This window comes from Flavobacterium sp. HJSW_4 (assembly GCF_042436695.1).
In the GTDB taxonomy this organism is placed as follows: Bacteria; Bacteroidota; Bacteroidia; order Flavobacteriales; family Flavobacteriaceae; genus Flavobacterium.
Genome location: NZ_JBHNPP010000003.1, coordinates 15762 through 27668 on the forward strand (window position 1 = coordinate 15762; position 11907 = coordinate 27668).

Consider the following 11907-nt stretch of genomic DNA (forward strand, 5'->3'; position numbering starts at 1 on the left):
AATTCATAAAATAAAGTGGCGTTTCTAAAAACATTCAAACGGCTCTATAAGCTTCTCAAATGCATTTAGCAAATCGATATTTGTTCTATCTTTATCTCATGTATAAATCTTACTTTTTCAGCGTTTTGTTTCTTCTAATGTTTACTTCGTGTAAGTACTACAAAGAGTACGTTACAACCGATGTAACTTATGAAGTTGATTATGATCATGAGCAGATAGCTTGGGGTAAACCAGATAGCTCGAGCTTTAAATTTCAAACAGATGTTGAGATTCAGAAACGTAAAAACAGTTCCGAATCCTTGGGACTTCAGATTAATGCTTTTGGCGCTTTTGATGTCTATTGGGATGGCGTTTTGGTAGGAAGAAATGGTCAAATGGCGAAATCTGGTCAAGCTGAGATACCAGGAACAGAAACGTCCTATTATCAAATTCCGAAAAAATTATCAAATCTTGGCAAACACACTGTTATTTTAATCGGAACGCAAACTTATCATAGAGAGGAAGAACGCGGTATCGATGTTAAACTTAAAGATTATTTGTTGCTTCAGCGCTCTCCGCTTATTGTAGTTTCTTTTATGAATCTTATGGCTGGCGCATTTCTCATTGCAGGAATCTATTATTTCTTTTTATATCTAAATAGCACACGAAAAGAACTTGCAGTTTTGCTTTTCGGAATTATTTGTCTGCTTTTCTTTTGCTTGTTAATTATCGAATATGTCAAGTATTATCTATATATTCCGTATGATCAATTTTATACTCGTTTGAAAATTATAGGTTGGTTGACTTTTGCGATTTCAATGCTTGTTCCGTGGTATTTTATGCTTCAGTTTGAATTTAAAAGAAAGAAACTATTTTTGATTCTTTTATTCATTTCTCTTTTAGCAGTTTACATTGGTTATTACGGTCATTATGATATTTCTGCAGCTTATTTTACAATTACTGCCCGATTTTTTTCTATCATCATCGCTATTTATGCTGCAATTAAAAAAGTAAAAGGCGGACTTATTGTTGCAATTGGTTTATTGGCAGGTGTTGTAGTCAATTATTTTATGTTTTACGATTTCGGATTGTTTATCGCTTTTACCATTTTAGTGCTTTGTATGCTTTATCTGCATACCATTCGAACAAAAGCGATGGAAGAAGCGCATAATGCATCGTTGTTGCTTTCTTCGAGATTGCAATTGGAATTGATTAAGAAAAACATTCAGCCACATTTTCTACGAAATACTTTAACTTCTTTAATTGATTGGATCGAAGAATCTCCAAAAGAAGGAGTGGTTTTTATTCGCGCTCTCGCGGAAGAATTTGATATAATGAATGATATTGCCGAAGACACGCTTATTCCAATAAGACAAGAGATTGATTTGTGCCGAAGACATTTGGAAGTAATGTCTTTTCGGAAAGAAATTTGTTATGAATGGCAAGAAGAAGAAATTGATGAAAACGAAACGATTCCGCCTGCAATTTTTCATACTATAATAGAAAATGGAATTACGCATAGTCTTCCTCCAGAACAAGGCTGTATTGTTTTCTGTTTAAAATTCGTCAGAGAAAAGAAATTCAAACAATACACTTTATTGACTTATGCTAAAAATCGACAAACTAAAAAAGAGAAGCGAATAGGAACTGGTTTTAAATACATTGAAGCGAGATTAACAGAAAGTTACGGCACCAATTGGTCTTTCGATTCTCATCCTGTAGAAAAAGGCTGGGAGACCATCATTAAAATTTTGGATTAAAATGAAAATACTCATAATTGAAGACGAAGCTCGTATTGCCAAAAGAGTAGAAAGAATGACGCGCGATTTCTTCGATAAAGACGTGCAGATTCTACTTTCCGATTCTCTCGAAAACGGATTTTCGGTTATCGAAAATAATCCAATTGATCTGCTGCTTTTAGATTTAAATCTGAATGGAGAAGATGGTTTTGAAATTCTGCAGACTTTTGTTGCTGGTCCGTTTCAGACCATAATCGTTTCGGCTTATACCGATAAAGCCATTACAGCTTTCAATTATGGGGTTTTAGATTTTGTACCCAAACCTTTCGATCAAAATAGATTGGCGCAAGCATTTACGCGTTACACCACACAAGGAAAGCAATCAGGAGGCGATATTCGTTTTTTGGCAGTAAGAAAAGGGAAGACATTTCGACTTGTGCCTGTTAATGAAATTCTGTACATCAAAGGAGCGGGAATTTATACTGAATTGCATTTAGTGAATAACAAAATAGAATTGCACGATAAATCGCTTGAAGCCTTAGAAAAATTGCTTCCTGAAACCTTCGAAAGAATACACAAATCGTATATTCTCTGTTGGGAACAAGCAGACAAAATTGTTGTTGAAGCAGGAGGAAAGTACAGCATGCAACTCAAAAATGGCGATTTACTGCCAATTGGACGTTCAAAGTATAAGGAAATTAAAAACAAGCTGATTTGAAAGAATAACTTTAATTTTGTATAAAAAAATAAAACTATGATTACCTTTAGAAATGCGACATTAAATGATCTTGAAGCAATAACTGTTGTTGAAAATGTTTGTTTTCCTCCAAATGAAGCTGCGACTGCCGAATCATTCACAAAAAGATTACAAGTTTATCCAGAACATTTTTGGCTATTAGAATCTGATGGTGAATTGGTTGGTTTTGTAAATGGTATGGTAACCAATCAAGAAACGATAAGTGATGAGTTGTTTGGCGACGCACACCTTCATGATAAAAATGGAAAATGGCAAAGTATTTTCGGAATTGCTGTTTCACCACAATATAGAAATCAGGGTTATGCTGCACAACTTATGAATCATTTAATTGCGCAATCGAAAAAAGAAAATCGTAATGGCATAATCTTAACCTGCAAATCGCATTTAATTCCATACTACGAGCGTTTTGGTTTTGTAGATAAAGGAGTTTCAGCTTCTGTGCATGGCGGCGAAGTTTGGCATGATATGACTTTAGCTTTTTAAAATATCTTACTTCAGCTAGTTGATTTGATTTATCACTTCAATTAGTTTTTTTTCAATTTCTGGTTCAGAATCAGAATGGCCTCCTTCTACAATAAAAAGTTCGCTATTGGCTAATTTGGAATTTAATTCAATTGCAAATTTTACAGGACAAATAGCATCTTGTTTTCCGTGAATTATTGTGGTAGGAATGTCGATAATTTTATTAATGTTTTTGAAAATATAATCTTCATCTATAAAACAACCATTAGTCAGATAATGCGCTTCCATTATAGATAAAGATTCATATGGGAACTTTCCTAAAATAGCCGGAACTTCTTCTTTCGATATATTGTTTTTAAAAATTGAAATTTCATAAAAAGCCCATTCGTACGAAAAGTATTTTTTCTCTTCGTCTGAGCCGTTTGTCATTTTATCTAAATAATATTTAGGGATAGAAAGTTCAGATTCTTTAGGAACATTATCACGAAACCTTTTCCATATTTCAGGAAATTGTTCTTCGATGCCACCATTTAAGTAATAATCAATAGATTCTTTATTCCCTAGAAATATCCCTCTTAACAATAATCTTTTAATTCTATTTGGATTTTGAATGGCATAAACCAATCCAAGTGTTGTGCCCCATGAACCTCCAAAAAGAGTGACTTCATTGATTTCTAAAAAATCCAGAAGTTTATTAATATCATCTACTAAATCTTGAGTGGTATTTTCAATAATAGAACCAAAAGGAGTACTTTTTGAAGATCCTCGCTGATCAAAGAATATAACTTTATGTTTATCAAAATTAAAAAAGCGTTTATCTTCTTGAGAAAATCCAGCTCCAGGCCCGCCATGAACAAACAATATTGGTTCTCCGTTTGGATTTCCATATACTTCATAATGTAAATTGTGAATTTCGCTTACTTTGAAAAAATTCATTTTTTAGGTTTAATAGGTTCATAATAAATGGCACTTACAAATATAAATGTTTTAAGTTCGATAGTATTCAAAAGCTCGTTTGTCAAGTGCTAATTTAATTTCATAATGCAAAAAATGCATTAACAAATAAAAAAATAGCATTTTTACGCATTAGGTTTTTGCCTAGTTTTATCATTCGAAAACACAACGACAAAAGACCAAAATGATAACAACCAAAAACCTTCTAATAAAGCCTTACAAACTGGAAGATTCAGAATGCTTCTTTAAAAGCATAGCCGATAACAGTGACTATTTGTATGATTACTTTGCAAACATGATAAAAGTAAATGATAGCTTAGAATCAACAAAGAAATATTTGGAGCAGAAAGAAATAGATTGGCAAGAAAATAAAAGTTATGCTTGCGGTATATTTTCTTTAGAAAACAATGAATTTATAGGTCATATATCTGTTAGAGAAATTGATTGGAGAATTCCAAAAGGCGAATTAGCTTATTTTATTTTTGAAAAATATAAGGGCAATAATTATGGAGCCGAAGCATTAACATCCTTTAAAAATTGGTGTTTTGCAGAAAAGAAATTCAATAGACTTTTCATGAAAATTGCGGAAGAAAACACAGCAAGCATTAAAGTTGCCGAGCGTTCTGGATTTACATATGAAGGGCTTTTAAAGAAAGATTACAGAAAAAGAGAAGAAGACTTAACGGATATGAAAATATACGGATATACAGAAGATTTAGAACTCGTAAGAACAACGTCTCAAAATTTAGATTTTGCAAATCTAATTGTAAAACTAGACGAGAATTTAGCAAGCCGAAATGGTGATATGCAAGAATACTTCAATCAATTTAATAAGGTTGATGCTATCAAACACGTTATTATCGCTTATATCAACGGAATTGCAGTGGGCTGTGGCGCTATAAAACAGTTTGACAACGAATCTGTTGAGGTAAAACGCATGTTTGTTTCCGATGAATACCGAGGAAGACGCATCGCTTCTAAAGTTTTAAACGAATTAGAAAACTGGGCTAAGGAATTGGGTTATGCATCAGCAGTTTTAGAAACAAGCAATGTGCAAACAGAAGCAGTCGGATTATATACTAAAACGTATGCCGTTACCGAAAATTACGGACAATATGCTGGAATAGAAACGAGTATTTGTTTTAAAAAAGAATTATAGAAACCTTTAAACTAAAACAACTTCGATGCTTTTATTAAAAAACATCGAAGTTGTAGGGTTTATTTTTTCGGTTCAAATGGTTTTTAAAATGTATTAGATATTATAAAGCATCCCAAGATGCGCTTGGATAGGAGATAGAGCTTGTTACAGGAGCTTTCCAGTACTCTTGGCTTCCGCCACGGAAAGTGTGAAAACTTACTGCATTCACATTTCGCTTAGAATCATTAGTTACCCAACGAATTTTTTCGTTCAATATCTCTGTACCATTTACGTAATATTTAATGTATCCGTCTGTATTTGAACCCGTATTTAATTTTACTGAGATTTGGCAATTATAGGTAACGCCTTCCTGAATGTAATATTTCTTTCCGAAATCATTACCATATTGTCCAGGCTGGTCTCTATAATACACATAAGGCTGAAGATAAGCTCCACTTCCTTTAGCAGAATTAGATCCGTTCGGACAATACCACATAAATCTGGCACTACCGCCATTTCCGTCCCATGCTGCATCACCGCCCGTATTTTGGTCACCAATTAAGATACCGTATCCGCATTTACCGCCACGGCTCCAATAAAATCCGTTGTTAAATTTCATTTGAAACCAAACCGTATAAACGCCAGTTGACCAAACGCCGTACGATGTGCACAAACCGCCTGGACAAGTCAATGTATTGGTTTTTAGTGTAATTGTTGTTGCTCCAGCAGTTCCTTTTGCAGTCTCGCTTCCTTGAAGCTCAGAATTGGCTGCAATAGAATCTTTATTAACGATTAGCGACGTGTCTTTTTTTGCAGTTTGAGGTGTATCTAAATCTTGTTCTTTTTCACAAGAATAAAGTACTAATGCTGCGGTCGCCAGCATACAAGTTAATTTTATGATTTTCTTCATTTTTTAAATGTTAAGGTTAGTAAACAATTAATAGTTAGTAAAATAGATAGTAGTATTTGAAACCGAAAGTGTAAAGTTGATTATTAATAATTTACACAAGGAGTAATAAAGTACGTTTTTACGTACACAGAAATCCAGCGTACGTATTTACTGCTCAAATCGGTTTATTTTGGAAGTAAAAACTCGTGCCTGTTTTTTAATATATTTGTTTAAAAAGTACTATAAATTCAATTAAGGTAAAGTGATAAAAAGAATAAGAGTAGCAATTTTTACTTTTCTTATAATTTACAATATGATTGCATCCAGTGTGCTAACATTTGGAAGTCTCTACACGCAAAGTTATTTTAGCGAATACGAAAATCTAAAAAGTTTTAGAGATAAGAATAAATATATGATTAATCATTTATTATTGATTAAACGAATTTCTGAAGATACTGGAACGGGTGAGGGAACAAGGTTATCTTACTTGGTGAAAGGAATAATTTTAGGCGATCATTCAGAAATAGAATTGAGAGTAACTAAATTAGAATATTTAAAATCAAAATTAGATAAACAGCCACTTTATAAAAGTAAATTGACGGGTGATATTTTTTTAAGAGATGCTCCATTAGAATACTATAATGCTCAAATTCGATCTTTTTATTTCAATATTTATCTTAAAATTTCTTTTTATATAATTCTCGGACTAATACTATATAAAGGAATAGGCTATGCACGAGAAAAATTGTTTTATGCTAGAATTATAAGATAACAAAAAAGCTCATTTATTCGTAAATGAGCTTTTTTGTTATTCTAACACATTAATTTTCAAATCATTTTATATTAGATTAAAACAAATTGACTTATTTTTAGTTAAATTTATAAGATCATTATTCTAGACACTTAAAGAAGTGATTTATAAGTTTTTGTTTTTTATATCGCTATAAAGAATAACATTTAGAATATTTTTTAAAATAGATTTCATCTATTCCGTAAGTGTTATTTATGATTCACTGTCGGAATTTTCTCTTTCATTAGTTTGTAATTTAGTCAAAAATAAAAATATTAAAAACTATGGACAATCAATCGAATGACATCAGCAAATGCCCATTTCATAATGGGAGCATGGACAAACAAGCCGCAGCAGGTACGAAAAATCGTGACTGGTGGCCTAAACAATTAAAGGTAAATATCTTGAGACAAAATTCAGCATTATCAGATCCGCTGGATAAAGATTTTAATTATGCAGAAGCTTTTAAAAGTTTGGATCTTGAGGCAGTAAAGAAAGATCTACATGCTCTTATGACTGATTCACAAGATTGGTGGCCTGCTGATTTTGGTCACTACGGAGGACTTTTCATAAGAATGGCTTGGCACAGTGCTGGTACTTACAGAGTTCATGACGGACGAGGCGGAGCAGGAGCAGGACAACAGCGTTTTGCGCCTCTTAATAGCTGGCCTGATAACGTGAGCCTTGATAAAGCAAGAAGACTGCTTTGGCCAATTAAACAAAAGTACGGACAAAAAATTTCTTGGGCAGATTTGCTAATCCTTACTGGAAATGTTGCTTTAGAATCAATGGGCTTTAAAACATTTGGTTTTGCTGGAGGACGCGCTGATGTTTGGGAAGCAGACGAATCTGTATACTGGGGATCAGAAACTACTTGGTTAGGTGGTGATGAGCGTTATAAAGATGGTTCTGAAGGTGTTCCGAAAGATCATGGTGTTGTTTCATCAGATGATAATGCAGATGGAGATATTCATAGCAGAAATCTTGAAAAACCTCTTGCAGCAGTTCAAATGGGACTTATATATGTAAATCCTGAAGGGCCAGACGGAAATCCTGATCCTATTGCTGCAGCCAAAGATATTAGAGATACTTTCGGAAGAATGGCAATGGACGATGAAGAAACGGTTGCATTAATAGCTGGAGGACATACATTTGGTAAAACGCACGGTGCAGCTTCTTCAGATCATGTTGGCGATGAGCCCGAAGCTGCTGGTTTAGAATCGCAAGGATTAGGTTGGAATAATAGTTTTGGTTCAGGAAAAGGTGGAGATGCTATTACAAGCGGACTTGAAGTTACTTGGACAACAACGCCAACGCAATGGAGTAATAACTTTTTCGAAAATTTATTTGCTTACGAATGGGAGCTTTCTAAAAGTCCAGCAGGAGCACACCAATGGGTAGCAAAAAATGCTGAAGCAATTATTCCAGATGCTTTTGATCCTAATAAAAAACACTTGCCAACAATGCTTACGACAGATTTGTCATTAAGATTAGATCCAGCTTATGAGAAAATTTCACGTCGCTTTTTAGAAAATCCAGATGAATTTGCAGATGCTTTTGCTAGAGCATGGTTTAAATTGACACATCGTGATATGGGACCACGTGCTCTTTATTTAGGTTCTGAAGTGCCTGCGGAAGAACTTTTATGGCAAGATCCTATTCCAAATGTAAATCATGCACTAATAAATGACCAAGATATAGCTCAACTGAAAGATAAAGTGCTAAACTCAGGATTAACTACATCTCAATTGGTTTCTACAGCATGGGCTTCGGCTTCTACTTTCAGAGGTTCAGATAAACGTGGTGGAGCAAACGGAGGTCGTATTAGACTTGCACCACAGAAAGATTGGGAAGTAAATAATCCAGCAACGCTAAAAGTAGTTTTAGACAAGTTAGAAACTATTCAAAAAGAATTTAATGCTGCAAATGGCGATAAAAAAGTTTCATTGGCAGATTTAGTTGTTCTAGGCGGTAACGCTGCGGTTGAAAAAGTAGCTAGAAATGCAGGAGCTTCTGCGACAGTGCCTTTTTCACCAGGACGTATGGATGCCTCTCAAGAACAAACAGATGTTGAATCATTCGGATATTTAGAACCAAAAGCAGATGGTTTTAGAAATTACCGAAAAACAAAATCATCTGTTTTAACAGAAGAATTGCTTATTGATAAAGCACATTTATTAACTCTTACTGCTCCAGAATTGACAGTACTTCTAGGAGGACTTCGTGTTTTGGATATTAATGCAGATGGAAGTAAAAATGGTGTGTTTACCAATAGACCAGGTCAGTTGACAAATGATTTCTTTGTTAATTTATTGGATATGAATACACAATGGCAATCAGTTTCTAATGATAAAGAACTTTATACAGGAAATGACAGAAGTACTGGTCAGCCAAAATGGATAGGAACGCGTGCAGATCTTGTTTTTGGATCAAATTCAGAATTGAGAGCAATCGCAGAAGTTTATGCTGCTGGAGATGCACATGAAAAATTTGTAAACGATTTTATTGCAGTATGGACTAAAGTAATGAATCTAGATAGATTCGACTTGAAAAAATAATTTAGCTGAGAAGCAGTAAATGAAAAAGACGCCAATTACGGCGTCTTTTTTTATTTTTTAAGAACGTGGTTTAGACAAATTTCGATCATACATAACAATCGTTCCTGCCACAGCCACATTTAAACTTTTCTCTGATTTGAATTTTACCAGATGATGGCATTTCTCCATTACTTTTTTAGATAAACCATGATCTTCTGCTCCCAATACATAAACGCATCGTCTTGGATGTTCAAAGGTTTCTAAATCAGAAGCTTTGTCTGATAGTTCAACGCCTACTAATCTTGCACCTTTTGGTAGATTTTCAAAAAATGCTTCAAAAGTATCATAATGAAAATAAGGAATTGCTTTTACCGCATCATGAGTATCACATGCTTGTTTAGCATATCTATTACCAATAGTAAAAATAAAAGTAGCACCCAAATTTTGAGCAGATCGCCACAAAACGCCTAAATTTTCAGGTGTTTTACCATTTTGTATCCCTATGCCGAAGTATTCATTTATAAAATTATCATTCATACGGCAAAAGTACAAAGTGTAAGCAGATAAATCAATATTTTATTGAGACGAAAAATGAATCCTTTTTAAGAAGAAATCAATGTGAAAGTATTTCTTGGAAAAATTAGGAATAAGATAAATTACGCTCCTCTATTAAAACCAATTGTATCTCTATATAATTGAGGAGAAATATCGGTTTTGCCTTTAAAAACTCTGCTAAAATAATATTCATCGTCATAACCCAGTTCATAGGCAATTTCTTTGACGGTTTTGTCTGTTAAGTACAATTCTCTTTTGGCTTCAACAATTATTCTTTCGGTTATTAAATCTGAAAGCGTCATATTGAAATGATTTTTTGCTGCACGAGCTAAAACTACTGGCGTTACATGTAGCATATCTGCATATTCACTGGCAGAATGTTTTGTTCTAAAATTATCTTCAATAGCATTTCTCAAGTTTTGCACCATAAGAAGCTGCTTTTCATTGCTGTTAACTTCTCTAATAGATTGTTGTTCGAGTTTTATTCGAGTAGCGAAAACCAAAAATATTTTCAAATAAGAAACCAAAACCTCATCTTTTCTTAAAGCTTCCATTTTTAGTTCGTTGACGATTTCTCGAACAATATTCATTAAGGTTTGTTTATTGTTTTCGTCAAGAAAAATAAAAGGCTGCTGGTAAACATTATTAAACAAAATTCCGTTTGAAGCAATTTCTTTATGATGTCTGTAAATGCAGAAAAAATCATGATGAAACTGAATAGAAATACCCGTCAGTGTTCCTTCAGACACCAACATAAAAGGCTGATAAGGATAGAAAGCAAATAAAGTATTTTCTTTGAACGAATACTCGCAAAGATCAACTTTAGCCAATCCTTCGCCCGAAGTGATTATGATTATAGTAAAATAGTTATTTCGCTGAATGTGATCAAAATAACTACTATTGTCAAACTCAAAAACTTTAAAGGATAAATTCCCATTTTGCTGATTGACAAGTGTATGTACAGATTGAGATAACATATTTTCACTGTTTGTTTAATTCTAAAAATGCAGAATTAAGCTTATCGCATTCTTCAACACAAACATCACCAATTATTTGAGGTTTATTTCCCCATTTTGGAACATCTTCTGTAGAAAGAATATTAAATCGAGAAGTTGATCCTCCGACATATGGAACAGATGTACCATAGATAATTTCAGCTATTTTATGATGACGAATCATATAAGAGCACATAATGCAAGGTTCGTGTGTAGTGTACATCTTTGCCAAATAGAGTTGATCTGAATGCCCATTTTTTAAGGCATCTCGAACCGCTAATATTTCTGCATGATTGGTAATATCTCCAGTAGATTTTCCAGATTCAATTCCCGTTCCAATTATTTTTCCATCCAAAACAATGAGCGCACCAACAGGCGGATTGCCAGCTTTTAAAGCACTCTTGGCTAGATCTAAACATTGATGCATGTAATATTGAAAATCTTCTTGCATGATTGATGAATTAAATATTTTTATGAAGTATTCGAACTACGCTAAATTACTTAAAAAGTAACAATTTTGAATCATATAAAAACTGCCCTCTCAACTAAAAAGAGAGCAGTTTTTAATTTAGAAAACCAAAATATCGTAACCTTCTTTTTTAAGATTTACAAAACTTGGTAAACCAGGAGTTCCAGGAACTTCATTATCGTTTAGTAATTCATAACCAGATACTTCAGTTCCAAATACTGCAACGCAACCTTTTGAAAGTCCGTGAACGTGATCTTTTACTTCTTTATAAAGTGCATTAACTGGATGCTCAGGTTTTTCAAGCTGTTCTGGCCATCTTATACCTGTACCTTGAAAAATAATTTTTACATCTTCTCCTTCGTGTTTGAATTCATAAGCTGATGCTAAAGCATTGAATACACGTCCTAAAGCTTCTTCTGAACCCGCTTTTGGATCAGAAAGAATAATAATTGCTGTTTTTTTCATTTTGAAATTGTTTTTATTGACAAGGCAAAGATCTTGCGACAATGGCTGCTAAAGAATGGAGGAAATTTACTTTATGATGGAGAATTTTCATCTTGTTATCTCTCCGTTCAAAACGTCCATTATAAAGTAAAAATCCTCCATTTTTCTCAATTGATTATCTCGACAACTTTGCATTCAA

At 33.6% G+C, this 11907-nt stretch carries 12 protein-coding genes; 6 read left to right on the top strand and 6 right to left on the bottom strand.

Features of this window, described 5'->3' with window-relative positions; genetic code table 11:
• The first annotated feature begins 98 nt into the window (after positions 1-98).
• Genes ACE01P_RS03365 through ACE01P_RS03375 form a run of 3 tightly spaced genes read left to right on the top strand, consistent with a single transcriptional unit; the run spans position 99 to position 2958 of the window.
• On the top strand, positions 99-1739 hold the full coding sequence (locus ACE01P_RS03365) for a histidine kinase (RefSeq protein ID WP_379694159.1): 1641 nt from the start codon (positions 99-101) through the stop codon (positions 1737-1739).
• 1 nt (position 1740) lies between these two features.
• Positions 1741-2436: a LytR/AlgR family response regulator transcription factor gene (locus ACE01P_RS03370; protein WP_379694162.1), complete on the top strand. Its 696-nt coding sequence runs from the start codon at positions 1741-1743 to the stop codon at positions 2434-2436.
• A gap of 36 nt (positions 2437-2472) precedes the next feature.
• The gene (locus ACE01P_RS03375; protein ID WP_379694165.1) at positions 2473-2958 is read left to right on the top strand and encodes a GNAT family N-acetyltransferase; all 486 of its coding nucleotides are present in this window, start codon (positions 2473-2475) and stop codon (positions 2956-2958) included.
• A 15-nt stretch (positions 2959-2973) separates the two neighbouring features.
• Here ACE01P_RS03375 and pip read toward each other — a convergent pair whose 3' ends face one another.
• Positions 2974-3873, bottom strand: coding sequence for a prolyl aminopeptidase (gene pip / locus ACE01P_RS03380; RefSeq protein WP_379694168.1), 900 nt, complete (start codon positions 3871-3873; stop codon positions 2974-2976).
• A gap of 202 nt (positions 3874-4075) precedes the next feature.
• Here pip and ACE01P_RS03385 point away from each other — a divergent pair, with 202 nt between their 5' ends.
• Complete coding sequence (locus tag ACE01P_RS03385; RefSeq protein ID WP_379694171.1) at positions 4076-5050, top strand: GNAT family N-acetyltransferase; 975 nt, start codon at positions 4076-4078, stop codon at positions 5048-5050.
• Positions 5051-5150: 100 nt separating this feature from the next.
• On the opposite strand, the gene ACE01P_RS03390 is transcribed toward ACE01P_RS03385, so the two are convergent.
• Entirely contained in the window at positions 5151-5939 is a 789-nt protein-coding gene (locus ACE01P_RS03390; protein ID WP_379694174.1) for a polysaccharide lyase, read from the bottom strand.
• Between the two features lie 292 nt (positions 5940-6231).
• On the opposite strand from ACE01P_RS03390, the gene ACE01P_RS03395 reads away from it, so the two are divergent.
• Together ACE01P_RS03395 and katG are read left to right on the top strand one after the other, a co-directional pair.
• Positions 6232-6690, top strand: coding sequence for a hypothetical protein (locus ACE01P_RS03395; protein WP_379694177.1), 459 nt, complete (start codon positions 6232-6234; stop codon positions 6688-6690).
• Between the two features lie 302 nt (positions 6691-6992).
• Positions 6993-9266, top strand: coding sequence for a catalase/peroxidase HPI (gene katG / locus ACE01P_RS03400; protein WP_379694180.1), 2274 nt, complete (start codon positions 6993-6995; stop codon positions 9264-9266).
• A gap of 57 nt (positions 9267-9323) precedes the next feature.
• On the opposite strand, the gene ACE01P_RS03405 is transcribed toward katG, so the two are convergent.
• The 4 genes from ACE01P_RS03405 to ACE01P_RS03420 all read right to left on the bottom strand — a co-directional run bounded on the left by ACE01P_RS03405 (position 9324) and on the right by ACE01P_RS03420 (position 11729).
• The gene (locus ACE01P_RS03405; RefSeq protein ID WP_379694182.1) at positions 9324-9782 is read right to left on the bottom strand and encodes an RNA methyltransferase; all 459 of its coding nucleotides are present in this window, start codon (positions 9780-9782) and stop codon (positions 9324-9326) included.
• A 119-nt stretch (positions 9783-9901) separates the two neighbouring features.
• Positions 9902-10777, bottom strand: coding sequence for a helix-turn-helix domain-containing protein (locus ACE01P_RS03410; RefSeq protein ID WP_379694185.1), 876 nt, complete (start codon positions 10775-10777; stop codon positions 9902-9904).
• A gap of 4 nt (positions 10778-10781) precedes the next feature.
• Positions 10782-11246 (bottom strand): nucleoside deaminase, encoded by a 465-nt coding sequence (locus tag ACE01P_RS03415; protein WP_379694188.1) that lies wholly within the window; start codon positions 11244-11246, stop codon positions 10782-10784.
• Positions 11247-11363: 117 nt separating this feature from the next.
• On the bottom strand, positions 11364-11729 hold the full coding sequence (locus ACE01P_RS03420) for a DsrE family protein (protein ID WP_379694191.1): 366 nt from the start codon (positions 11727-11729) through the stop codon (positions 11364-11366).
• Between the last annotated feature and the right edge of the window lie 178 nt (positions 11730-11907).